This is a genomic window from Bradyrhizobium sp. UFLA06-06, from assembly GCF_054820065.1.
The window spans coordinates 1-22,865 of record NZ_JADFUD010000019.1; the positions used below are offsets into that span (position 1 = coordinate 1).

Annotated in this window: 19 protein-coding genes; 4 read left to right on the forward strand and 15 right to left on the reverse strand. The window is 65.3% G+C overall.

Going from position 1 to position 22,865, the window contains the following annotated elements; all coding sequences use genetic code 11:
- Nucleotides 1-208: 208 nt before the first annotated feature.
- The 4 genes from IF803_RS17895 to thiD all read right to left on the reverse strand — a co-directional run bounded on the left by IF803_RS17895 (nt 209) and on the right by thiD (nt 4,300).
- A complete protein-coding gene (locus IF803_RS17895; protein WP_461192967.1) occupies nt 209-1,198 on the reverse strand; it encodes a threonine/serine dehydratase in 990 nt (329 codons plus the stop codon).
- Between the two features lie 56 nt (nt 1,199-1,254).
- Complete coding sequence (locus IF803_RS17900) at nt 1,255-2,346, reverse strand: glycosyltransferase family 4 protein (protein ID WP_461192968.1); 1,092 nt, start codon at nt 2,344-2,346, stop codon at nt 1,255-1,257.
- On the reverse strand, nt 2,343-3,155 hold the full coding sequence (locus tag IF803_RS17905; protein ID WP_026193024.1) for a UDP-2,3-diacylglucosamine diphosphatase: 813 nt from the start codon (nt 3,153-3,155) through the stop codon (nt 2,343-2,345). Before IF803_RS17905 ends, IF803_RS17900 begins: the two co-directional genes overlap by 4 nt.
- A gap of 347 nt (nt 3,156-3,502) precedes the next feature.
- Nucleotides 3,503-4,300 carry a bifunctional hydroxymethylpyrimidine kinase/phosphomethylpyrimidine kinase gene (gene thiD, locus IF803_RS17910; RefSeq protein ID WP_461192969.1) on the reverse strand — a complete coding sequence of 266 codons (798 nt, stop codon included), beginning with the start codon at nt 4,298-4,300 and terminating at the stop codon, nt 3,503-3,505.
- Between the two features lie 204 nt (nt 4,301-4,504).
- Between thiD and IF803_RS17915 the strand changes: the two genes are divergently transcribed.
- Nucleotides 4,505-4,750 (forward strand): Lrp/AsnC ligand binding domain-containing protein, encoded by a 246-nt coding sequence (locus IF803_RS17915; protein ID WP_016845986.1) that lies wholly within the window; start codon nt 4,505-4,507, stop codon nt 4,748-4,750.
- A 122-nt stretch (nt 4,751-4,872) separates the two neighbouring features.
- Here IF803_RS17915 and IF803_RS17920 read toward each other — a convergent pair whose 3' ends face one another.
- Entirely contained in the window at nt 4,873-5,808 is a 936-nt protein-coding gene (locus tag IF803_RS17920) for a c-type cytochrome (protein ID WP_461192970.1), read from the reverse strand.
- Between the two features lie 165 nt (nt 5,809-5,973).
- On the opposite strand from IF803_RS17920, the gene IF803_RS17925 reads away from it, so the two are divergent.
- Nucleotides 5,974-6,396, forward strand: a complete 423-nt coding sequence (locus tag IF803_RS17925) for a CHRD domain-containing protein (RefSeq protein WP_028341629.1) — start codon at nt 5,974-5,976, stop codon at nt 6,394-6,396.
- A gap of 114 nt (nt 6,397-6,510) precedes the next feature.
- Here the strand turns inward: IF803_RS17925 and IF803_RS17930 are convergent, their stop codons facing one another.
- The 6 genes from IF803_RS17930 to IF803_RS17955 all read right to left on the reverse strand — a co-directional run bounded on the left by IF803_RS17930 (nt 6,511) and on the right by IF803_RS17955 (nt 15,011).
- Nucleotides 6,511-6,960, reverse strand: coding sequence for a cytochrome c (locus IF803_RS17930; protein WP_028341628.1), 450 nt, complete (start codon nt 6,958-6,960; stop codon nt 6,511-6,513).
- Between the two features lie 114 nt (nt 6,961-7,074).
- On the reverse strand, nt 7,075-9,384 hold the full coding sequence (locus IF803_RS17935) for a xanthine dehydrogenase family protein molybdopterin-binding subunit (RefSeq protein ID WP_461192971.1): 2,310 nt from the start codon (nt 9,382-9,384) through the stop codon (nt 7,075-7,077).
- A 128-nt stretch (nt 9,385-9,512) separates the two neighbouring features.
- Nucleotides 9,513-11,042 carry a murein biosynthesis integral membrane protein MurJ gene (murJ, locus tag IF803_RS17940; RefSeq protein ID WP_304496183.1) on the reverse strand — a complete coding sequence of 510 codons (1,530 nt, stop codon included), beginning with the start codon at nt 11,040-11,042 and terminating at the stop codon, nt 9,513-9,515.
- 102 nt (nt 11,043-11,144) lie between these two features.
- Nucleotides 11,145-12,296 (reverse strand): DegT/DnrJ/EryC1/StrS family aminotransferase, encoded by a 1,152-nt coding sequence (locus IF803_RS17945; RefSeq protein WP_461192972.1) that lies wholly within the window; start codon nt 12,294-12,296, stop codon nt 11,145-11,147.
- A 34-nt stretch (nt 12,297-12,330) separates the two neighbouring features.
- Nucleotides 12,331-13,335, reverse strand: a complete 1,005-nt coding sequence (locus IF803_RS17950; protein WP_141713452.1) for a Gfo/Idh/MocA family oxidoreductase — start codon at nt 13,333-13,335, stop codon at nt 12,331-12,333.
- Between the two features lie 263 nt (nt 13,336-13,598).
- Nucleotides 13,599-15,011 carry a mannose-1-phosphate guanylyltransferase/mannose-6-phosphate isomerase gene (locus tag IF803_RS17955; RefSeq protein ID WP_028341623.1) on the reverse strand — a complete coding sequence of 471 codons (1,413 nt, stop codon included), beginning with the start codon at nt 15,009-15,011 and terminating at the stop codon, nt 13,599-13,601.
- Nucleotides 15,012-15,362: 351 nt separating this feature from the next.
- Between IF803_RS17955 and IF803_RS17960 the strand changes: the two genes are divergently transcribed.
- Together IF803_RS17960 and IF803_RS17965 are read left to right on the forward strand one after the other, a co-directional pair.
- Nucleotides 15,363-16,349 (forward strand): lysylphosphatidylglycerol synthase transmembrane domain-containing protein, encoded by a 987-nt coding sequence (locus IF803_RS17960; protein WP_461192973.1) that lies wholly within the window; start codon nt 15,363-15,365, stop codon nt 16,347-16,349.
- Between the two features lie 10 nt (nt 16,350-16,359).
- Complete coding sequence (locus IF803_RS17965; protein ID WP_461192974.1) at nt 16,360-17,370, forward strand: MraY family glycosyltransferase; 1,011 nt, start codon at nt 16,360-16,362, stop codon at nt 17,368-17,370.
- Nucleotides 17,371-17,380: 10 nt separating this feature from the next.
- Here the strand turns inward: IF803_RS17965 and IF803_RS17970 are convergent, their stop codons facing one another.
- The 4 genes from IF803_RS17970 to IF803_RS17985 form a co-directional block, all read right to left on the reverse strand.
- Nucleotides 17,381-18,322 carry an NAD-dependent epimerase/dehydratase family protein gene (locus IF803_RS17970; protein ID WP_028341620.1) on the reverse strand — a complete coding sequence of 314 codons (942 nt, stop codon included), beginning with the start codon at nt 18,320-18,322 and terminating at the stop codon, nt 17,381-17,383.
- A complete protein-coding gene (locus IF803_RS17975) occupies nt 18,319-19,533 on the reverse strand; it encodes a glycosyltransferase family 4 protein (RefSeq protein ID WP_461192975.1) in 1,215 nt (404 codons plus the stop codon). The genes IF803_RS17970 and IF803_RS17975 overlap by 4 nt, the downstream gene beginning before the upstream one ends.
- A 48-nt stretch (nt 19,534-19,581) precedes the next feature.
- Entirely contained in the window at nt 19,582-21,495 is a 1,914-nt protein-coding gene (locus tag IF803_RS17980) for a nucleoside-diphosphate sugar epimerase/dehydratase (RefSeq protein WP_028341618.1), read from the reverse strand.
- Between the two features lie 84 nt (nt 21,496-21,579).
- Nucleotides 21,580-22,860 carry an O-antigen ligase family protein gene (locus IF803_RS17985; protein WP_461192976.1) on the reverse strand — a complete coding sequence of 427 codons (1,281 nt, stop codon included), beginning with the start codon at nt 22,858-22,860 and terminating at the stop codon, nt 21,580-21,582.
- Nucleotides 22,861-22,865: the final 5 nt, after the last annotated feature.

Here is a 22,865-nt window from a genome sequence, read left to right on the forward strand (position 1 = left end):
CGCCTTCACCTCCGAGGAATGTGCCAACTACCTCAAAAATTCAGGCTATCGAACTTAATGCCATCACGCTTTAGACTTTTCATATCCTCTCATTGCCGGGCTTGACCCGCGCACGACGCGAGGCGCGCGAAGCATTCATGTTCCATGGACCGCACGCGCAACGTGAGCCGGCTCATGTACCGCGGCAGCATCTGTGCCTAACCCGGTGTCAGGCAACGAGTTTCGCGAACAGGTCGGTGTCGACATTGCCGCCCGAGAGCACGATGACGACGTTCTTGCCCTTGGCGTCGATCCGTCCCGCAAGCAGCGCGGCGAGCCCGACCGCGCCGCCGGGCTCGACCACGAGCTTCAGCTCGCGATAGGCGAAGGCAACGGCGGCGCCGACTTCGTCATCGGTGGCGTTGACACCGTTCGCCAGCAGCTTGCTGTTGATGGCAAAGGTGAGCTCGCCCGGTATCATCGCCATCAGCGCATCGCAGATGGTCCGCGCCGCGACCGGATGCGCCTCGCGATGTCCTACCTTGAGTGACAGGGCGTGATCGTCATAGCCCGCGGGCTCGGCGACGATCACTTGGGCCTGCGGATATTTCGCCTTCACCGCGGTTGCGACGCCGGCGATCAATCCGCCGCCTGAAGCCGGCGCGACCACGATGTCCGGCGTCAGTCCGAGCGCGGCCATGTCCTCGGCGATCTCGCGGCCGGCGGTGCCCTGGCCCGCGATCACGAAGGGATCGTCGTAGGGGCGCACCAAGGTCGCGCCGCGCTTGCCGGCAATGCCGTTGGCGATCGCCTCGCGGTCGTCGCGATCGCGGTCGTAGAGCACGACTTCGGCGCCATAGGATTTGGTGCGCTCGCGCTTGGTGATCGGCGAGTCCGCAGGCATCACGATGGTCGCCTGCATGTTGAGGATCTTGGCCGCCGCGGCGACGCCCTGGGCGTGGTTGCCCGAGGAGAACGCGACGACGCCGCCGCTCCGCTTGTCCTGCGGGATCGAGGCAAGCTTGTTGAAGGCGCCGCGAAACTTGAACGATCCGGTCCGCTGCAGCATTTCGGGCTTGAGGAAGACCTGGGTGCCGACGCGTTCGTTGAGAACGGGGAAGGTCAGGAGCGGCGTGCGCACCGCGAACGGCGCGACCACCCTTGCGGCGGCATCGATGTCCGCGGCAGCGACGGGTGGATTGAGAACGGTGTCCGTCATTCGCGATTTGTATCGCGGCGACGGGCTGGCGGGCAAGACGCTTTAGCGTGACCCAACTAGCGTGAGTTTGGCTGTGGTGTCGGCAGGACGGCGAAATGGTGCTCTTCGGCACCGAATTCGAACGCCTCCCCCTCGCCATCCGGCGGCGCGGGACGGACGTTCATGCAACGGTCGATGAACACCCGGGCGGACGCCTGCCAGGTGTGGAGCGCGGCGAAATCGACGCAGGCCTGCCGCGGGATGCTGAGCGCTTCCAGGCAGGCATGGCGCAAATCCTCGTCAAGCACACCGACCGGCGCCGCGCCGATCACGTCGCGGGGACCGGTGACCGGAAAAGCGGCAACCGGCAGGCCGCTCGCCAACGCTTCAAGCAGCACCAGACCGAACGTATCGGTCCGGCTCGGGAAAACGAACACATCGGCCGCGGCGTAGATCTCAGCCAATTCTTCCCCATGGCGGGCACCGAGGAACACGGCGTCCGGATATTTTCGCTCCAGCGCCGCCCGCGCCGGGCCGTCGCCGACCACGACCTTGGTTCCCGGCAAATCGAGATCAAGGAAGGCCTCAAGGTTCTTCTCCACCGCCACCCGACCGACGCTGAGATAGACCGGCTGCGGCAGGCAGAGATCGACGTCGCGCGGATGGAACAGCGCGGTATCGACGCCGCGCGACCACAGCACCACGTTGCGGAAGCCGCGCTGACGCAACTCGGCTGCCAGCGCCGGGGTCGCCGCCATCACCGCCCGGCTCGGCCTGTGGAACCAGCGCAGCGCCCGCCACACCCAGGCCTCCGGGACAGGCGTCCGCGCCGAGACGTATTCGGGGAAGCGGGTATGGAAGCTCGTCGTGAACGGCAGGCCGCGCTTGCGGCAATAGCGGCGCACCGCAAGCCCGATCGGGCCCTCGGTCGCGATATGGATGCTGTCGGGCCTCGCCGCCTCGATCAGACTTGCGACCTTGGCCCGGTAGGGCAGCGCCAGCCGGAGATCGCGATAGCTCGGCATCGCGAACGTGCGGAACTCGTCCGGCGTCAGGAAGCTCACCTCGACGCCGAGCGATTTCGCCGCCTGTGCCATCATGGTCAGCGTGCGGACAACCCCGTTGACCTGGGGATGCCACGCATCGGTCGCGACCAGGATATGCGTCATGCAGCGCGTGCCGTCACTCGCGGAACCGGCGCGATCCGGCGCACCGGGTCGGTCCAGGTGATGATCTCGAAATGGCCGTCCTCATGCTCGGCGAGCGCGGTGCAGCTCTCCACCCAGTCGCCGCAATTCATGTAGCGGATGCCGTGCTCGTCATGAATCGTCGCGTAGTGGATGTGGCCGCAGATCACGCCGTCGCAGCCGTGGCGCCGCGCCTCGCCGGCAAGCGTCGCCTCGAACGCGCCGATATAGTTCACTGCCTTCTTGACCTTCAGCTTGGCCCATTGCGACAGCGACCAGTACGGCACGCCGAACATCTTGCGGAAGAAGTTGACGAAGCGATTCATCTGGATCGCGAAGTCGTAGGCCTTGTCGCCGAGATGGGCGAGCCAGCGCGCGTTCTGCACCACGAGATCGAAAATGTCGCCGTGGATCACGAGGTAGCGCTTGCCGTCGGCGCCGGTGTGAACGGTGTTCTCCACCACGTCGATGCCGCCGAAATGCGTGCCGTAATATTTGCGCAGGAACTCGTCGTGGTTGCCCGGGACGTAGATCACCTTGGCGCCCTTGCGCGCCTTGCGCAGCATCTTCTGCACGAAATCGTTATGGGTCTGCGGCCAGTACCAGTTCGACTTCAGCGCCCAGCCGTCGACGATATCACCAACGAGGTAGATCGTGTCGGCATCGTGAGAGCGGAGGAAGTCCAGCAGGCGGTCGGCTTGCGAACCGCGGGCTCCGAGATGGACATCGGAGATAAACAAAGTGCGAAAGTGCCGCTCGGGACTTTCTTCACTCAAGGAGTCACTTCCCATGCCTGTGCACCTAACAGATTCCTGTGACAAGGCGATGACGATCCCCGCGACCCAAGGCCCCACAAACAGTTAACGAGAATCAGCAGTACGCCCCTGCCCTGCGGATAACAGCAGCGTGCGACAATCTGGCGACATCGGCGGCCGCGGCTGTGTGGAAGAGGCGTTGTGTGGCCTGCGTAATGCGGCGGAACGAGGCGAATTCGAAGCGGCGATGAAGCGTAGCCCGGATGAAGCGAAGCGTAATCCGGGGTTCTGCATCCGCGGAAAGTGCAGCCCCGGATTTCGCGGAGCCTGTCATCGGGCGCGCGTTCGCGCGACCCGTTGGCTCCATCCGGGCTACAAGAGCCTCAATAATATTTGTGAAAGTGATGCACCGGCCCATGGCCGTGGCCGATGGCAAAACGATCGGCAGCGGCGATTGCTTCGGTGATCCAGGCCTTGGCGTTGCGCACGGAGGTCTCCATGCTCTCGCCCGTCGCGAGCCCTGCTGCGATTGCCGAGGACAGCGAGCAGCCGGTGCCGTGCGTATTGGCGGTCGCAATGCGCGGCGCAGCCAGCGCGATGCTGTGCTCGGCATCGATCAGATAGTCGATGCTGTCGGCGCCGTGGCCGTGGCCGCCCTTGACCAGCACCGCGCGACATCCCATCGCCAGCAATCGCTTGCCTTGTCGCTCGACGTCGGCTTCGCTTGCGGCGACCGGCTCATTGAGCAGCGCCGCCGCTTCCGGCAGGTTCGGCGTGATCAGCGAGGCCAGCGGAAACAGCAGGGTCTTCAGCGCATCGGCCGCCTCGGCGGCAAGCAGCCGATCGCCCGAGGTTGCGACCATCACCGGATCGAGCACGACATGGCGCGGCGCCCAGCGCCTCAGCCCATCGGCGATCGCCGCAATCGTCTCGGCCTGCGCCACCATTCCGATCTTGACCGCGCCGACCTCGAGGTCGGAGAACACCGCGTCGATCTGGGCGGTGACGAATGAAGCGGGTACCGGATGGATGCCGCTGACCCCCTTGGTGTTCTGCGCGGTCAGCGCCGTGATCGCGGAGGCGCCATAGACTCCGAGCGCGGCAAAGCTCTTGAGGTCGGCCTGGATGCCCGCCCCGCCCGAGGAATCGGAGCCGGCAATGGTGAGCGCGACCGGCGTCATCGTGCAGCACCGGCAGTTGATACGAATGCGACCATCGCGAACAAGACCATGGCCTGTCCTAGCCCGGCCGCGGATCGACGGCAAGTTCGCCTGACTTTACCGCGCGTTGGCCTTGCCTTGACGCTGCCTTGCCCGCTTCTTGTCCCCTTGCCTTGGCCGCCCGTTTTGGGCCTATAGTCGCGGAAATCCCCGGAGACGACTTTGATGGTTCCTTTCTTCGTCCAGATCAAATGCAAGCTCGGCCAGTCCTACACCGTCGCCAACGCGCTGGCGGAGGCCGAGATTGCGTCCGAGATCTATTCCACCGCGGGCAACTACGACCTCCTGGTCAAGTTCTACGTCGACCACGACACCGACATCGGCCATTTCATCAACGAGAAGGTTCAGGTGATCCCGGGCATCCAGGACACGCTCACCATCATCACCTTCAAGGCGTTCGGCGCAAAGTAGATCGCGCCCACGAGCGCATGATGTGATTGGGTCGAGCTTGAACGGCGTCGAAAGTTCACCTCTCCCTTGGGAGAGGTGAACCGAAACCGCGGCGAGCCGGTTCAACCAAAGCTCATCCGGCTTTACGACTCCTTCTCCTTCTCCTTCTTCACCGGCTTCGGCGGTCCCTCGACCGGCGGCAGCGACTTGATGTACTCGGCGATCGCATCGCGGTCGGACGACGAGAGTTGCGAGGTATTGCGGATCACGCGCACCATGGATCCGCCCGCGCTATCGCCGTCCGGCGTCTGGCCGCTCTCGAGGAAATAGGCAATATCCTTCACACTCCAGTCCGAGATCCCCCTCGGCGTGATGTTGGGCACCCAGCCTTCGCCCTCCGGATTCGGACCACCGGCAAAGCGCTGCGCGGTGACGATGCCGCCGAGGACATTGCGCGGGCTGTGGCACTCGGCGCAATGGCCGAAGCTGTTGACGAGATAGGCGCCGCGATACCAATGCGCGGAGCGGCTTGCATCCGCGATGAACGGCTTGCCGTTCATGAACAGCAATTTCCAGACGCCGACATTGCGCCTGATGTTGAACGGAAACGGCAAATCGTGGTCGCGCACCTTGCCGGCGACCGGCGGCAAAGTCTTCAGATAGGCGAACAGGTCGCGCACATCGCTGACCTTGGCGTGCTGATAGGACGGGTACGGAAACGCCGGGAAATAGTGCGCACCCGATGGCGAGGTGCCCTTCATGACCGCCGTGACGAAATCGGCCTCGCTCCAGCGGCCGATGCCGTCGTTCGGGTCGGGCGAGATGTTCGGCGCATAGAAGGTGCCGAACGGCGAGGTGATCGCGAGCCCGCCGCCGAGCCTCGTGCGGTCGTCCTGCTTCGGCACGGCATGGCAGGAGGAACATCCTCCGGCATTGAACGTTGTGAGGCCGTTGGCCAGGTCAGGCTGAAAGGCCGGCAGCGCGTCGGCGGCAACGGTCGCGGGGATCGTCAGCCACCAGAACACGCCAACGCCGATTACGCCGGCTAGAATCGCCAGGAGGAAAATTCGTCGCAGCATTCACCGATCCGTCATTGGTCGCGTCAGTTCATGGACCAGTATGATGGCAACCAGTCGGACAAGCTCGCATCAAATTTGCCGCACCCACGATCATTTGGGGAATAAATCCGAAAAGCTGCTGTTTGAAGATTGCAACCATCCTGTGACGTCAAAGGGGAGAGAACCATGTCGAACAAGACCTTGCTTGCCACGCTGACGCTCGGCGCCGCCATCGCCCTCGCCGGTCCGGCCTTTGCCGAGAAGTTCACGGCGAAGCTGGATAGCAAGAGCGAAGTGCCGCCGAATACCAGCGCCGGCACCGGCACCGCCGACATCGACTACGATGCCGCCAGCAAGAAGTTGAGCTGGAAGGTGACCTATTCCGGCCTCTCGGGCCCGGTCACCGCCGCGCATTTCCACGGCCCCGCCGAGGCCGGCAAGAATTCCGGTGTCGCAGTCGCGATCCCGAACGCGACGTCGAGCCCGGTCGAAGGCAGCGCAACGCTGACCGACGCGCAGGCCGCCGATCTCCTCGCCGGCAAGTACTATGTCAACGTTCACACCGCGGCCAACCCGGGCGGTGAGATCCGCGGTCAGGTGACGAAGTAAGCTTCAAACGCAGGCCGACAAGAAAGAGGGCAGATGCCGCGGCATCCGCCCTCTTTCAACTCGCCTGCTCCTCACGCCCACAGCTGCTGCCGCAGGGATCGCGTCCCCGCGGAATCACTTCAGCTTGACACGATACACCTCGTGGCAGTCCGAGCAGCGGTCGTTGATCGACTTGAAGGCGACCTTGAGGCCATCGATATCCTTGATCTTGCCCTTGACGTCCGCGATGGCCTTGGACACCGGAGGCACCTTGGAGTCGAAATCGGCCTTGCTCTTCCAAACTTTCGGCGACGATCCGTAGGTCGCGTTTTTGACATCTTCCTTAGGATTCGTCGCAAACACTGTCGGGATCCTGGGCACGCTCGCTTCGAGGTCGGCGATCGCCGCATCCACCGCCGCCTGGTCGTAGGGGATATCGCCCTTCACCATCTTGCCGATCACATCGTACATGCTCTTCGCCTGCCCCCGCATCAGGTTGTCCTGCTCGACAGCGATCTTCTGATCGGCCATCACGGCGCCGGCGCCGAGCAGCAGACCTCCCACAACAACAACAATCCGCTTCATCGGTGAATTCTCCGTCCTGCGAGCGTTTCGAAGCAACGCCGTGACCCGCGCGCGCGAGTCACGGCTTCTCGATAGGAACCCGAGTGCGAGGTTTTATTCCCGCGCGGATTCCCGTTACAGATTATGGCGGCGCTGCGCCTCGCGGATCGCGACCCAGACCCGCTCCGGCGTCGCCGGCATGTCGATGTGGTCGATCTTGTACTCGCGATGCAGCCCCTCGACGATCGCGTTGACGACCGCCGGGCACGAGCCGATCGCGCCGGCCTCGCCCGCGCCCTTCACGCCCATTGGATTGGTCGTGCAGGGCACGTTATGGGTCTCGAACACGAAGGACGGCCCGTCGGAGGCGCGCGGCAGCGCGTAGTCCATGAAGGTGCCGGTGACGAGCTGACCGTCGGCCGGGCTGTACACCGCCTGCTCCATCAGCGCCTGACCGATGCCCTGCATCGCGCCGCCATGAACCTGGCCCGCCAGCATCAGCGGATTGAGCGTGACGCCGAAATCGTCGACGATGACGTAGCCGACGATCTTGATGATACCGGTGGCGGGATCGATCTCGACCTCGGCGAGATGGGTGCCGTTCGGATAGGTGCCGTCGGCGCTGGCGAAGGTCGCGCTCGCATTCATCTTCGACGTATCGCCGCCGGGACGTTTGGCGAGATCGGCAAAGCTGATCGAACGGTCGGTGCCGGCGATGCGGATGCGGCCGTCGGCGATCTCGAGATCGCCGGCGCCGGCTTCCAGCGCCTGCGCCGCAAGCTCCTTCAGCTTGTTGCCGAGATCATGCGTCGCGCGCTGCACGCTGACGCCGCCGGACGGGATCGATGCCGAGCCGCCGGTGCCGAGGCCGGTCGCGATCTTGTCGGTATCGCCCTGCAGCACATGGACGCGCTCGGGCGGCACGCCGAACTGCTCGGCGACGATCTGCGCATAGGCGGTCTGGTGGCCCTGCCCGCTCGACTGCGTGCCGATCAGGACCGAGATATCGCCATTGGGATCGAGCGCCACATTGGCGGTCTCCTCGCCCATGGTGCCGCAGACCTCGACATAGCTCGCCATGCCGATGCCCCGCACCAGGCCGTCCTTTCTGGCGGCCTTGGCGCGCTTCGGAAACTCCTTCCAGTTGGCAATTTCCATCGCGCGCTTCATATGCGCGACGAAGTCGCCGGAGTCGTAGACCTTGCCGGTCGCTGTCGTGTACGGCAGCGCCTTCGGCGGAATGAAATTCTTCCGCCGGATGGCGTCCGGCGTCATGCCGAGCTTGCGCGCGGCGGCATCGACCAGGCGCTCGATGACATAGGCGGCCTCCGGGCGGCCGGCGCCGCGATAGGCATCGACCGGCACCGTGTTGGTGAACACGGTGCGGACCCGGCAGTGGAAGGCCTGGATGTCATAGAGGCCCGGCAGCATGCCGGCGCCGCCATGCGGGATGTAAGGCGCGAAGGTCGAGAGATAGGCGCCCATGTCGCCCATCAGGTCGACATCCATGCCGAGGAATTTGCCGTCCTCGGCGAGCGCCATCTTCGCGGTGGTGAGATTGTCGCGGCCCTGCGCGTCGCCCATGAAATGGTCGGAGCGCTCGGCCGTCCATTTGATACTCTTCTTGAGCTTGCGCGCGGCGACCGAGATCAGCGCATATTCGCGATAGGGAAACAGCTTGGTGCCGAAACCGCCGCCGACATCCGGGCAGATCACCCGCATGTTCTCCTTCGGCATCTTCAGGATCATGTCGCAGAGGATCTCGCGCAGGCGGTGGCTGCCCTGGCTGCCGATCGTCAGCGTCAGATGGTCCTTCTTGGCGTCATATTCCGCGACCGCGGCGCGCGTCTCCATGAAATTGGTGATGACGCGCGGATTGACGATGGTGATCTCGGCCACCGCATGCGCCTTGGCGAACGCGTCCTCGGCGGCCTTCTTGTCGCCGATCGAGACGTCGAACAGCACATTGCCGGGCTTATCCGGCCAGACCTGCGGCGCGTCCTTCTTCACCGCATTGACGAGGCCGACCGCCGCCGGCAGCGGCGTCCATTTGACGTCGATCGCCTCGATCGCGTCACGGGCATGATCGACGGTATCGGCGACCACGAAGGCCACCGCGTCGCCGACATGGCGCACCTCGTCCTTGGCGAGGATCGGATAAGGCGGTGCGGTGAACGGATCGGTTTCGAGATTGAACAGGCACGGCAGGCCGCCGAGCTCGGCGACGTCGGCCGCGGTCAGGATCAGCGCCACGCCGGGCATGCCGCGGGCCTTGCCGGCATCGATCGTATAGGTCGCGTGCGCATGCGGCGAGCGCAGCATCAGCGCGTGCAATGCGGGAGACGGTGCAACGTCGTCGGTGTAGCGGCCCCTGCCGCGAATCAGAGCGTCGTCCTCCTTGCGCCGCACACTTTGTCCGACGCCGAATTTGATGGGAGCTGCCATCGTCTCTCCAATTGCCTTGGTTGTTTGCATGCATATTGGCGTGGTTGTCAGCGAAGCGCAAACCGCTTTCCGCCGCGCGCGGCGCTATCACACAGCCGCCTCCTATGCATTTGATTTGACAGGTAAAACTATACGCGGCGGAGCGCGAACAGCCAGCCGCGGCCGAACAGCGTGAGGATCGAGAGGGCATAGACGAAGACGCCGACCGCAATCAGCAGCAGCAGGATCAGTTCGTCGCGAAAGATCTGCATCGGCGCGAACCACACCACCGCGAAATGCGAGGTCAGCCACAGCGCGACCGCGAGCAGCACGCCGCACAGCGCGAAGGTGCCGAACGAGCGGATCAGCGCGCGATCGAGCGCGAGGTAGCCGCGGCGCACGGCAAACATCAGCACCAGCAGCAGATTGACCCAGGCCCCGATTGCGGTCGCGAGCGCGAGCCCGACCTGCGCCAGCGTGCCGACCAGCGCGATCTTCAGCGCGACGTTGACCGCGACCCCGGTCAGCGCCGCTTTTACCGGCGTTGCGGTGTCCTTGCGGGCGTAGAAGGTCGCAACCGCGCTGCGGATCATCACGAACGGAATGAGCCCCACCGCATAGGCCGCGAGCGTGGCGCCGGCACTTGCGGCATCGGCCTTGGAGAAGGCACCGCGGGCGAACATCGCGCGCATGATCGGATCGGCGACCGTCAGGAACGCCGCCACGAACGGCACCGAGAACAGCAGCGTGAAATCGAAGGCGCGGCGCTGCGCGGCCATCGCGCCGGCGTGGTCGTCTGCGCTCAGCCGCCGCGACATCTCCGGCAGCAGCACGGTGCCGATTGCGATCCCGATCACGCCGATCGGCAATTGGTTCAGGCGGTCGGCATAATACAGCGCCGACAGCGCGCCTGCGGGGAGGAAGGTCGCGATGATGGTGTCGGCGAACAGCGCGACCTGCGTGCCCATCGAGCCCAGCGTCGCCGGCCCCAGCGCGCGGAAGAAGCCGCGAACGTCCTCGTCGAGCTTCAAGGGCGCGAACCGCGGCAGGCCGCCGTGGCGCGCCAGGTCGCCGGCGAGCAGGAAGAATTGCAGGAAGCCCGAGATCAGCACGCCCCAGGCCGCGGCATGGCCGGCGCTCGGAAAGAACGCCGCGAGCGCCAGCGTCATCATCATGGCAAGGTTGAGGAAGATCGGCGCCGCGGCCGCGCTGGCGAATCGATGCATCACATTGAGCATGCCGCCATAGAGTGTCACCAGCGTGATCAGCAGCAGATAGGGAAAGGTGATCCGCGTCAGCTCGATCGCGAGCTTGCGCTGCGCCGCGTCCTCGGTGAAGCCCGGCGCGAGGATGCTCATCGCCTGCGGCATGAACGCCATCGCCACCGCCAGCAGGATCACCTGCGAGGCGAACAGCAGCGTGAAGATGCGGTCGGCGAACAGCCGCGCCGACGCCTCACCGCGCTCGCCATGGACATGGGCATAGGCCGGCACGAAGGCGGCGTTGAAGGCGCCTTCGGCAAAGATCGCGCGGAAATGATTGGGCAGCCGCAGAGCCACGAAGAAGGCGTCGGCAACCGGCCCGGCGCCGAGGATCGCCGCGAGCATGATGTCGCGCGCGAACCCGGTGACCCGCGATAGCAGGGTATAGCCGCCGACGGTGAAGATGCGCCCAAGCATGCGCTGCTTCTAGCGCATGATTACGGTACGAAAAAGTTTCCTGTCAGGCCGTTAACGATTTAGGCATGATCCTGCCCGAAAACCGGAAGCCACTTTTCGGGATCATGCCTGTAGCGCGCTGCGCACAGCCTGGATGACGCGGTCCTGCGTCGCCTCGTCGAGATAGGGGTGCATCGGCAGGGCGATGACGTCCTTGGACAGGCGCTCGCTGACCGGCAGGCCGCCGTCGGCAACCGGATAGTGGCTGTAGGCCGTCTGCTGGTGCACCGATTTGGGATAGTAGATCATGGTCGGGACGCCGTGCGCCTTCAGGGCCGCCGCGAAAGTGTCACGATCGATGCCGTCGGACAGGCGGATGGTGTACTGCGCCCACACCGAGGTACAGCCCGGCGCAAGGCGCGGCACCGCGACGAGGTTGCCGAGCGCGCGCGAATAGCGCTCCGCCACCTTGTTGCGCGCCGCGATCTCGTCGTCGAAAATCTTCAGCTTCTCGAGCAGGATCGCCGCCTGCATGGTGTCGAGCCGCGCCGTGAGGCCGAGCCGCACATTGTCGTACTTGTCCGAGCCCTGGCCGTGCACGCGGATGCTGCGCAGGGTGCGCGCGAGCTCCTCGTCGTCGGTGAAGATCGCGCCGCCGTCGCCGAAGCAGCCGAGCGGCTTGGCCGGGAAGAAGCTGGTCCCGGTCGCGAGCCCGAAAGTGCCGAGCTTGCGGTTCTTGTAGGTGGCGCCAAAGCCCTGCGCGGCATCGTCAAGTACGAAAAGCCCCTCGGCCTCGGCGACCGCGCCGATCGCATCGTGATCGGCGCTCTGGCCGAACAGGTCGACCGGGATCACGGCGACCGGCTTCAGCCCGCGCGCGCGCGCCGTCGCGATGCCGCGCTTCAGCGAGTTGACGTCGATGTTGAAGGTCTCCTCATCGACATCGACGAAAACCGGCGTCGCGCCGGTCAGCGTCACGACCTCGCCGGTCGCGCAGAAGGTGAAGGTCGGGCACAGCACCGCGTCGCCCGGCCCGACATTCTTCGCCATCAGGACCATCAAGAGCGCGTCCGTGCCGCTCGCACAGCTGACCACATGCTTGGCGCCGCTATAATCCGCCAGCGCCTTCTCCAGCGCGGTCACTTCGGGACCGTTGATGAACTGGCAATGGTCGAGCACGCGCGCGACCGCGTCATCGATCGACTTGCCGAGCCGCCGGCGCTGCGCGGCGATATCGATGAAGGGAATGGGCTCAAGCTGCATATGCTGGTTCATGGAAGCTCTTTGCACGTGTTGAATGAATGGACAATCAGCCGGCGATGCGGCGCGGCCCCTTGCGCATCGTCGAGGCGGCGGGCCTGGCGGGCGATTCCAGGCAGCGGATCGCGATCTCGAGGCTCGCCACGCCCTCGTCGCCGGACACGGCCGGCAGCTTGCCGCCGCGCACGGCATCGAGGAAGGCGATCAGTTCGGCGCGCAGCGGCTCGTCATGACCGACCGGCAGATGACGCATCGAATAGCTGCCGTCCGGCTTGAAGCCGAAACACTCGGTGACCTGACGCGTGAGCAGATCGCCCATCACATACTTGCCGCGGGTTGCGACGGTCACGTTGCGCGCCTTGAACGGCGTCAGCCAGTTGGTGTTGATGTGGGCGAGCACGCCGGACGCGGTACGGAACTGCAGCAGCGCGATATCCTCGCGCTCGGCGACCGCGCTCGAGAGCTGCGGCTGCACTTCGACGATGTCGGACTCGGTGAACCAGCGGATCAGGTCGATGTCGTGCACGGCAAGATCGATCACGACGCCGACATTGGACATTCGCGGCGGGAACGGGCCGACCCGGGTGATGCCGATCGACAGGATGTCCTCGCCCGAGATCGCCTTCTTGATCGCGGCGACCGCCGGATTGAAACGCTCGACATGGCCGACCATCAGCGTGACGCCGGCCCGCTCGGCGGCCGCGACGATCTCGCGGCCCTCTTCGACCGTGGATGCGACCGGCTTCTCGACCAGGATGTGAATGTTGCGCGCGATGCAGGCGAGCGCGATCTCGTGATGCAGATGGGTGGGGGCTGCGATCGTCACCGCATCGATGCCCTCGGCGAACAGCTGATCGAGGCTTTCGAAGGCGCGGCAGCCGACGAGGTCGATGGCGCGCGTGCGATGTTCCGGCAGCGGATCGACGATGCCGATCAACAGCACCCCGGGCAGCCCGGCCAGCACGCGGGCATGGTTGCTGCCCATCACGCCGGCGCCGATCACGCCGACGCGCAATGCGCGGCCGATATCGGCCTTCGCGCCCGCTGCGGACATTTTTGCATTCATATCGTAGACCCCAAGTAACGTTCTGGCGGTTGTCCCGGCTTCTCAGGGAGCCATCCCAGCTCCGAGGGAATCAGCACCAAGGCCCCTCTGCCCGATCCGCGCCTTTGGCGCAAATCACGACCCGCTTCGTTGGCAGCCGCTATAGCACGGCGTCACAAATGTGGCGAATGCCAACGGCGAAATCCGGACACGTTTTGATTCAAAGAGTTACATCGCCCGCGACTCGATCTTGAGCGCGGGGCCCGTTCGCCTCAGGTGCGCCGATAGTCATCCTCGATGCGGATGATGTCGTCCTCGCCGAGGTAGCTGCCGGTCTGCACCTCGATCAGCTCGAGCTGGATCTTGCCCGGGTTCTCCAGCCGGTGCACCGCGCCGATCGGGATGTAGATCGATTCGTTCTCGTGCACCGTCTTGATCAGCTCGTTGACGGTGACCTGCGCGGTGCCGCGCACCACGATCCAGTGCTCGGAGCGGTGATGGTGCTTCTGCAGCGACAGCCGTCCGCCCGGCTTGACGACGATGCGCTTGACCTGGTGGCGATCGCCATTGTCGACCGACTGATAGGAGCCCCAGGGGCGATGCACCTTGATGTGATTCTCGGTCACCTCCGGCGCCGCCACTTTCAATTTCGCGACCAGCCGCTTCAGCCCGTTGGCGTCCTTCTGGCGCGACACCAGCACGGCGTCCTGGGTCGCGACCACGACGAGGTCATCGACGCCTTCGAGCGCAACCAGCGCCCGGTCGGTCGAGACGTTGCAATTGCGGGAGTCCTCGAACACCGCAGTGCCGCGCGCAGCGTTGCCGAGGCTGTCCTTGTCCGACAGCTCCCAGACCTGACGCCACGAGCCGATGTCTGACCAGCCGCATGCCACCGGCACCACCGCGGCACGCGATGTCTTCTCCATGACGGCGTAATCGATCGAGATCGCCTTCGCCGCGCCGAAGGCCTGTGCATCGAGCTTGACGAAGCCGAGATCGCGCGCCGCCGACGCAACCGACTGCTCCACCGAGGCCACGCTGTCCGCATCGACATTGCGGTACTCGTCGAGCAGCACGCCGGCGCGGAACATGAAGTTGCCGCTGTTCCAGAGATAGCCTGCATCGATATAGCCCGCCGCCGTCGCGGCATCCGGCTTCTCGACGAATTTCGCCACCGTGCGCACCTCGCCGGCGACCGCCTCACCCGGATTGATGTAGCCGTATTCGGTAGCCGGCCGCTCCGGCTTGACGCCGAATGTCACGATGCGGCCGGCGTCCGCGGCCACCAACCCGCCGCGGCACGCGGCAACGAAAGCCGCGGTGTCCCGCACCAGATGGTCGGCGGCCAGCGCCAGCACGATCGCTTCGCTGTCGCGGCTCTGCGCGAACGCCGCACCGGCCGCGATCGCCGGCCCCGAGTCGCGGCGCATCGGCTCCAGCAGCACGTCGGCCTCACGGCCGATCTCGGCCAGCTGCTCCAGCACCATGAAGCGATAGGCCTCGTTGGTGATCACGATCGGACGCTCGAACAGGCCGGCGTCGGAGACCCGCAGCAGCGTCTCCTGGAAGGTCGAGCGGGCCCCGAACAGCGACAGGAACTGCTTCGGATGCACCTCGCGTGACGCCGGCCACAGGCGCGTGCCTGCGCCGCCGCACATGATCAGGGGAATAATTCGTCGATCCATCGATGCCTCAAGTCCTGTCGTGCAAATCTGTCCTATCCGCCTGCGGACGACACACCAAATCGGCCCGGGCCGTCGCAGCCGGCGGCCCTGTTGCCTCGGAAGCACTATCCAAGCAGTAGCACGCGCCCCCACGCGTCTGGTCGGATTTTACCGGTAACGTAAATCCCCGGTGAGTGGCCGGCCGTCCCCCGTTCCGGCCTCTTTAGCCACCCCTTCGCGCCTGCCGCAATAGGGACCAGTACGGGTATTGCCAGATCGGCGCGGAAACCATACCAAGGCGGCGAATTTGGGCGCGCGAAAGCGTTTTGCGCTGTTTTTGACACATTCTGAAACCTGGCAGCGCGAACGGAAATGCGCCGAATCCTGCTTTCGACCGTCAAGATCCTGATCTCGGCCGCGCTGCTCTATTTCTCGCTGCGCAAGGTCAATCTGTACGACCTCGCCTCCCGGATCCAGGTCGAGAGCCTGGGCTGGCTCGGTCTCGCGATCGCGGTCACGTTCCTGCAGATCTTTCTCGGCGTGTTGCGCTGGCGGGAGATCAGCGTGGAGTGCGGCGCCCCGCTGGAGACCGGTCAGGCCATGCGCTTCAACGTGATCGGCACCTTCTTCAACCAGACACTGCCGTCCTCGATCGGCGGCGACGCGGTCCGGCTTTGGCTCGTCGCGCGCGCCGGTGCGGGGTGGCGCGCAGCCACCTATTCGATTTTCGTCGATCGCGCGATCGGACTGATCGCCCTCGCCGTCGTCATCGCCGCCACCCTGCCCTGGAGCTATCGGCTGATTTCCGATTCCCACGGCCGGATGGCGTTGCTGCTTCTCGACCTCGCCGCACTCGCGGCCGGATTTGGCTTCCTGCTGATCGGCGTGTTGCCGTGGGCCTGGCTGAAGCAATGGTGGGCGACGCATCACATCCACGCCTGCGCTGTCATCGCGAACCGGGTGTTGTTCAGCCGCAAGCGCGGATTGAGGGTCGCAATCCTCTCGATCGCCATTCACGTGGTGACGGTCGTGATCGCCTGGTGCGTGGTGAAGTCGATCACGGCCCCTGTCACCTTCGGCCAGATCTTCCAGTTGTTGCCGCCGGTGATGCTGATCACGATGATGCCGATCTCGATCGCGGGCTGGGGCGTGCGCGAGGCCACGATGGCGCTGGCCTTCGGCTACGCCGGATTGATCGCCAATGAGGGCGTCAACATCTCGCTGTTGTTCGGCGCGGTATCGTTCGTGGTTGGCGTGTTTGGCGGCCTGGTGTGGATCCTGAGCCCGGAGAAGGCCGCCAAGGGCACAGAACCGATCGAAGTCCCGGGATCGCAACCGCGAATCCCGGGATCGCAATAGCCGGACCACAATGAGCGCTTTCGAAATCCTCCTGTCATTGATCGCAGCGGTCCTGGCTGCGTCGATCTCGGCTGTCCTGATCCAGGCGACGCGGCCGCTGCTGCTGCGTGTGGCGCTGGCGAAGCCGAATGCGCGCTCGTCGCACCGTATTCCGACGCCGCAGGGTGCCGGCATCGCGGTCACGGCGGCGACGCTGCTGGCGGGCGGGATCGTCATCGTCCTGGCCGGATCGCAGGACCTGACGATTCCGTTCATCGTCTTCGCGGCCTGCCTGTTCATTGCGGTGGTGGGCTTTGCCGACGACATCCGCTCGCTGCCCGTCGTCCCGCGGCTGTTGCTGCAGGCCGCCGCCGTTGCGGCCGTGGTGTTTTCCGCGCCTGATGGTCTCAGGCTGGTTCCGGCCAGCCCGGTCTGGCTCGAACGCGGCCTGCTGCTGATCGCCGGCCTCTGGTTCGTGAACCTCGTCAACTTCATGGACGGGCTCGACCTGATGACCGCGGCCGAGGCCGTGCCGATCACCGTGGCGATCGCCCTGCTCGGCAGCTTCGGCTATGTCCCCGCAGCTCCCGCGCTGGTCGCGGCAGCGCTGTGCGGCGCGCTGCTCGGCTTCGCGCCGTTCAACCGACCGGTCGCAAGGATATTCCTCGGCGATGTCGGCAGCCTGCCGATCGGCTTGCTGCTCGGCTGGTGCCTGCTCGAGCTCGCCCTGCATCGGCAGTTCGCCGCCGCGCTGCTGCTGCCGCTGTACTATTTGACGGACGCGACGGTCACGCTGTTTCGCCGCATGGCGCGGCGCGAGCCTTTCTGGGCCGCGCATCGCTCGCACTTCTACCAGCGCGCGACCGACAACGGATTCACGGTGTGGCGCGTCGTCGGCGAGGTGTTTGCGCTGAACGCGGTGCTGGCGCTGCTCGCATTCGCCTCGGTCGCCCTCAATTCGCCCACCGCAGACATCGCGCTGCTGCTGGCCGGTGCGCTCGCCGTCGCCCGGCAGCTGCGGCGGTTCTCGCGACCGCTCTGATCGCCTCAGCTCAGCTATCCGTTTGGCGTAGCGCGCGCCGCAGCCCCTCGTCGAGGCTGATCGGCTGCTGCCATCCGGTGCCCGCGATCTTGGAAAGATCAAGTTCGAGCGAGGCGAACAGGCTGTCATAGGCTTCCTTGCGGCCGCTGATCCCGAGCGCCATCTTCAACAGCGGCGCCGGCAGCCAGAACAGACGCGGCGAGGTATCCGCCGCCCGGGCCAGGCGCTCGACGAATTCCCGCGTCGACACCTGCTCGCGGTCAGCCACCAGGAACACGTCGAAATCGCTTCCCGGGTGCGACAACCGGTGCAAGATGAACGACGCGAGGTTTTCCGCCGACACGAACGCGCGGCGATTCTTCACATAGGCGAGCGGTAGCGGCATGCGATTGATCACGGCACGCTTGAGCAACGCGAAATTTCCCTTGGCGCCGGCGCCGTAGATCAGCGGCGGCCTGATGACGGTCACCCTCATGCCGCTGCCCGGCACAATTTCCTTCAAGCCAACCTCGGCGGCCGCCTTCGAGTTTCCGTAGAGGCCGCGCGGTGTCAGGACATCGTCCTCGCGAAACGGAGGACGCCCGTAATTGCTGCGCCCATGTACCAGGATCGTGCTGACGAAGATGAAATCGCGCACGCCGGCAGCGGCCGCGGAGCGCGCCAGATGCAGCGTGCCCTCGATATTGACGTTGCGGTAGAGCTCTATCGCCTGTTCGTCGGACTGCTGGTGAACGCGGGCCGCAAGATGAACCACCGCGTCCACGCCATCGAGCGCGGCGCTCCAATCGGTGACCGGGCTGAGCGAGCCGATCGTCACGTCGTTCGCATCCTGCGGCGCGGTTCGCACCGCGCGTCGCACCACCCAGCCGTTGCGCGCCAATACGGGCACCACATGGCGGCCGACAAAGCCGCTGGCGCCCGTGACCAGAACCGTCCGGCGACCGTCATTCATACCGTCCGCTCCACATCGCGATTGGATAGCAGCTCCTGGACCAGCGCAGCATAGCTCGCCAGCGCCCGCTCCGGACTGAAGGTCCGCGCGGTCGCGACGGCGCGCTCGGCCATCGCAGCGTCTTGCGATCGCGACGCCAGGCGGATGGCATCGGCGAGTTGATCGGGCCTTCCCGGCGTGACGACCCAGCCCAGCCGGTTTTCGCTGACGGTGAGCGCGGCCTCGGCCTCGGGCTCGGAGACGAGAATGACGGGCCGGCCGGCCGCGAGCAGATTATAGAACCGGCTCGGCACCGACACGCCGGCGACGTCCTTGCGATAGGGAATGAGCCAGACGTCCGCGCTGGAGAGCAGCGCATCCAGCTCGCTGTCCGCGACGCGGTCGACCAGCGTGACGTTGGCAAGCCGCGCGGTGGCCTGCAGCTCCTTGAGCCGCGCGAAGCCGATGCCCCATCCCGAGAGCAGGAAATGGATCTCGCCTTCGTCACGCAACAGCCGCGCGGCCTCGAACACGATGTCCGGATCGTGGGTGAAGCCGAGATTGCCGGACAGCCCGACGACGAAGCGGGCGGCGATGGCCTTGCGAAACGGATTGTCGGGGCTGACGGGACGGTTGCCGGGGTCGAGCGTGGCCCAGTTCGGGATGAACCTGATCTTGTCCTGAGTCATGCCGCCATATCGCAGCAGCAGCTTCTCGGCGTCGCGGCCGATCACGATGACAGCGTTCAGGGCTCGGAACATCAGCGCATTGATCGTGCGCATCGCCCGCGCGACCAGCGAGGACGGCCGCAGCAGCCCGGCCATCACGAGCACATCGGGAAACAGGTCGTGCAGGATCAGCGCCGACTTGGCCCCCTTCAACCTTGCCGCGGCGGCAACCGCATAGGGCAGCGCGAAGGGAGCGGTCACCGTCAGCGCCACATCGCCCCGCTTCAGGCGCGACAACAGCGCAAAGAAGATCCGGGCGGTGAACAGCGCCTCGGCCAGCGCGCGCTTGATCAGCGCCGCCTTTCCCGGCAGCCAGTTCCTGATCTCGACGACGGTGGGCCGCCCGGGCGCCGGTGCCCGCGCCGAGCCCGGCATCCCGGAGACCACCATCACCTCCGACTCCTGCGCGATCCGTTCGGCGATCGCAGACATGATCGCGGCGGTCGTGCTGTGGTCCGGCGGATAGTGCTGGCTGACGACCACGACTTTTCGAGAACTAGGCATCAATGGCTTTCGAAACGGTCCTGTCTCGGCGTCCGCAGAACGGCGCGGTCAGGCGGCATTCGATCCGAACTCGGGCACGGCGTCCTGAAGGACGGCGCGGATGGTCACACGGTCATCTCTCTCGATCGCATCCTCCAGCGCCGCAAGCCACTTGCGCAGCGTCGACATCGGAGGCTGGTTCGGCTTGGCCGCCATGACGCCGGCGACGCCGATTTCGAGCGTCGGCTCCTGGCTTGCGAACAGGATCTCGTTCAGCCGCTCGCCGGGACGGATGCCGCTGAACACGATCTCGACGTCGACGCCGGGTTGCAGACCCGACAGACGGATCATCCGCTCGGCGAGATCGACGATCTTCACCGGTTGCCCCATGTTCAGCACGTAGACCGAGACGTCGGGCCGCGCCGGCGTCACGGCGTGCGTCGCTGCGGTGATCACGAGATCGCAGGCCTCGCGGATCGTCATGAAGTAGCGAACCATGTCCGGATGGGTCACCGTGATCGGTCCGCCGGTCTCGATCTGCGCCTTGAATTTCGGCACCACCGATCCATTGGACGCCAGCACATTGCCGAACCGCACCGAGATCAGCCGCATGTGCGGCTTGCCCCTTGCCTCGGTCATCAGGTCATGGTCCAGCGCCTGACAATACATCTCGGCGAACCGCTTGGTCAGGCCCAGCATCGACACCGGCTCGATCGCCTTGTCGGTCGAGATCATCACCATCGCGCTGGCGCCCGCGGCATGCGCGGCGTCGGCCACGTTCACCGACCCGAAGATGTTGGTCTTGACGCCTTCGCTCCAGTCGCGCTCCAGGATCGGCACATGCTTGAGCGCCGCGGCATGGAACACGATGTCGGGCTTGAACTCGCTCATCAGCCGCGTGATGCGCTCGCGATCCCGGATATCGGCGATCCGGCCCTCGATCTCGGGACCGGAGTCGCGCGCCGACAGCGCCTCGGTGACCGCATAGAGCGCCGGCTCCGAGTTCTCAACGACCAGGAGGCGCGCCGCGCCGAAGGTCGCGACCCGTTCGCAGATTTCGGCGCCGATCGAGCCGCCGCCGCCGGTCACGATGACGGACTTGCCCCTCACCAGCGTCTCGAGCCGCGCGTAGTCGATCTTCTGGCTCGGGCGCAGCAGCAGGTCCTCGACGGCGACGTTGGTCAGTCGCGGCGCGTCGCCGCCCTCCAGCGACGGCAGCCGACTGACCATCACACCGAGCCGCCGGGCGCGCATCAGCACGCTTTCCGGATGCGCTTCGGGTTCGAAGGCCGACGGTGTCATGACCACGCGCTTGATCGGCCGCTGGCGGGTCTCGAAATCCCGAATCACCGCCTCGATGTCGTCGACGCCGCCGACCACGGGAATGTTGCGGATCATCTGGCCGCGGTCCGCGTCCGACGGCGAGAGCACGCCGACCGGCCAGAGCCGCTTGATCGCGCCATTCTCGATGCCGCGCAGCACGACTTCGGCATCGGCCGTACGTCCGACCAGCAGCGCCGGCGCGGCATTGTCGGATCGGGCATGCAGGCGCGTGCGCGAGTAGCGGAAATAGCGGTAGCCGAGACGCAACGCGCTCAGCGCGAACACCTCGAGGAAGAAGAACAGGATGATCGTGACCCGGCCGAGGAACACCGGGCTTTGCGAATTCGTTCCGGTGAAGAAGTAGACGTAGTCCAGCACGACCAGTGCCAGCGTCAGCACAGCTGCAACCCGCAGAATATTCACCGCGTCCGGCAGCGAGGTGAAGCGCCATTTCGCCGTGGTCAGATTGGAGAAATAGCTGACGAAAACGCTGAAAAGCACGAACCAGGGCAGAATCAGCAGCAGATGCGGCAGTCGATCGGTAAGGAGGCTGCCCTCGAAACGCAGATAGAAGCTCCCCAGCAACGCAAACGTCGTCGCGAGCGCGTCATGCACCAAAATCAGGAAATTGCGCAGGGTGAATTGTGAAAGGCGCGTCATCTAACGGACGGGTTGCCGGCAACTGGGAGTTCGCGATGGGACATTGGCAGGCTGATAGCGTATCTGCAGAGCCCTTGCCAGCGATCATGGACGAGCAGGAGGTTCGGGTTCCATATCGGCCCCCAATTGCCCCTTCAACGCCATGCCGCCCGCAACTCCGACGCCCAGCACATACATCCAGCCCTCATGAAAGTCGAAGATGTGTGAATTAAACAACGAACTAGAAATATTCTGTACCACGACGAGAAGCCCGATCCAGTCGACGAGACCGCCGCCGCGGAACAGCAAAAGGTGCAGGAGCCACATCGCGTACAGTATCGCTACACCCACAATGCCCCACTGCACGGCGACGTTCAACGTTTGATTGTGGGGGTTTCCGATCACTTCGCCGGAAGCCTGGGTCACACCACCCTTCGCGACGCGCTCGAACAGGCCCCGCGTCGCGCCGGTGCCGTGGCCGATGACCGGAGCCTCGGCGAAGAAGCCGAGCGACTTGCGCCAGAATTCGAGCCGCAAGCCGAGCGAGGTCGGCTCGTTGCGCTGCATGTAGAGCTTGTAGTCGCGCTCGAATGACTCCGCCGTCGAGCGCAATTGCGCTGAGCCGTACCACGCCACCACGGCTAACGCGGCGGCCGCGCAAAGGATCAGGACGATGCTGCGCCAGCGCAGATGGAGCAGCGCAAACACCGCGAACATGATCGGAACCGTCACCAATGCAGTGCGCGACACCACCACCATCGCCATGTTGGCGAACAGGCTGAGCGCAATCGCGATCAGCAACATGGCCGGCAGGATGCGTTTGGTCCGCAGCAGCATCACGATCGGATAGGCCAGCGCGACCGCGCACAACGTGAATTCCTGGCTCTGGTCGATGTAGTTCTTGACGAAGACGCCCTGCTCGCCAGGCGCGGGCGCCCTCAGCGCGAGGTGCGGATAGGCAAGCACCAGCCAGGACATCAGCATCAACAGCGTGCAGGAGACCAGAAAGGCGACAAACACCCAAGTCCCGCGGGCCGAGCGCTGGAAATGATAGAGCAGGACCGGAAGCACCAGGAGCTTTGCGGTCGGTCCGACCGCGTAGAATCGCGCGCCCCAGGCGGCGTCCGACCAGAGCGTGCCGACAAGCGCGAGGCAAAACAACGCGACCGGCGCCAGGCAGATCGGCCGCTTCAGCAGCGCCCAGAACGCCTTCAGATCGACCGTCGGCGCAATCGCGATCAGCAGCACCACGCCGAAGATGCCGACCAGCGAGGTCGACCACGGCAGCGACAGCGCAATCAGGACCGCGACCACATCGGTCGCGGTCTGCCAGCGCGCCGGATCGCGCCAGGCCGGACACGCCGCGGCGCCTGCCGGGGATGCCATGCTTG

Coding starts and splice junctions, on each gene's coding strand:
- IF803_RS17895 (WP_461192967.1), bottom strand. CDS start 1,198: ATGACGGACACCGTTCTCAATCCACCCGTCGCTGCCGCGGACATCGAT.
- IF803_RS17900 (WP_461192968.1), bottom strand. CDS start 2,346: ATGACGCATATCCTGGTCGCGACCGATGCGTGGCATCCCCAGGTCAAC.
- IF803_RS17905 (WP_026193024.1), bottom strand. CDS start 3,155: ATGGGAAGTGACTCCTTGAGTGAAGAAAGTCCCGAGCGGCACTTTCGC.
- thiD (WP_461192969.1), bottom strand. CDS start 4,300: ATGACGCCGGTCGCGCTCACCATTGCCGGCTCCGATTCCTCGGGCGGG.
- IF803_RS17915 (WP_016845986.1), top strand. CDS start 4,505: ATGGTTCCTTTCTTCGTCCAGATCAAATGCAAGCTCGGCCAGTCCTAC.
- IF803_RS17920 (WP_461192970.1), bottom strand. CDS start 5,808: ATGCTGCGACGAATTTTCCTCCTGGCGATTCTAGCCGGCGTAATCGGC.
- IF803_RS17925 (WP_028341629.1), top strand. CDS start 5,974: ATGTCGAACAAGACCTTGCTTGCCACGCTGACGCTCGGCGCCGCCATC.
- IF803_RS17930 (WP_028341628.1), bottom strand. CDS start 6,960: ATGAAGCGGATTGTTGTTGTTGTGGGAGGTCTGCTGCTCGGCGCCGGC.
- IF803_RS17935 (WP_461192971.1), bottom strand. CDS start 9,384: ATGGCAGCTCCCATCAAATTCGGCGTCGGACAAAGTGTGCGGCGCAAG.
- murJ (WP_304496183.1), bottom strand. CDS start 11,042: ATGCTTGGGCGCATCTTCACCGTCGGCGGCTATACCCTGCTATCGCGG.
- IF803_RS17945 (WP_461192972.1), bottom strand. CDS start 12,296: ATGAACCAGCATATGCAGCTTGAGCCCATTCCCTTCATCGATATCGCC.
- IF803_RS17950 (WP_141713452.1), bottom strand. CDS start 13,335: ATGTCCGCAGCGGGCGCGAAGGCCGATATCGGCCGCGCATTGCGCGTC.
- IF803_RS17955 (WP_028341623.1), bottom strand. CDS start 15,011: ATGGATCGACGAATTATTCCCCTGATCATGTGCGGCGGCGCAGGCACG.
- IF803_RS17960 (WP_461192973.1), top strand. CDS start 15,363: ATGCGCCGAATCCTGCTTTCGACCGTCAAGATCCTGATCTCGGCCGCG.
- IF803_RS17965 (WP_461192974.1), top strand. CDS start 16,360: ATGAGCGCTTTCGAAATCCTCCTGTCATTGATCGCAGCGGTCCTGGCT.
- IF803_RS17970 (WP_028341620.1), bottom strand. CDS start 18,322: ATGAATGACGGTCGCCGGACGGTTCTGGTCACGGGCGCCAGCGGCTTT.
- IF803_RS17975 (WP_461192975.1), bottom strand. CDS start 19,533: ATGCCTAGTTCTCGAAAAGTCGTGGTCGTCAGCCAGCACTATCCGCCG.
- IF803_RS17980 (WP_028341618.1), bottom strand. CDS start 21,495: ATGACGCGCCTTTCACAATTCACCCTGCGCAATTTCCTGATTTTGGTG.
- IF803_RS17985 (WP_461192976.1), bottom strand. CDS start 22,860: ATGGCATCCCCGGCAGGCGCCGCGGCGTGTCCGGCCTGGCGCGATCCG.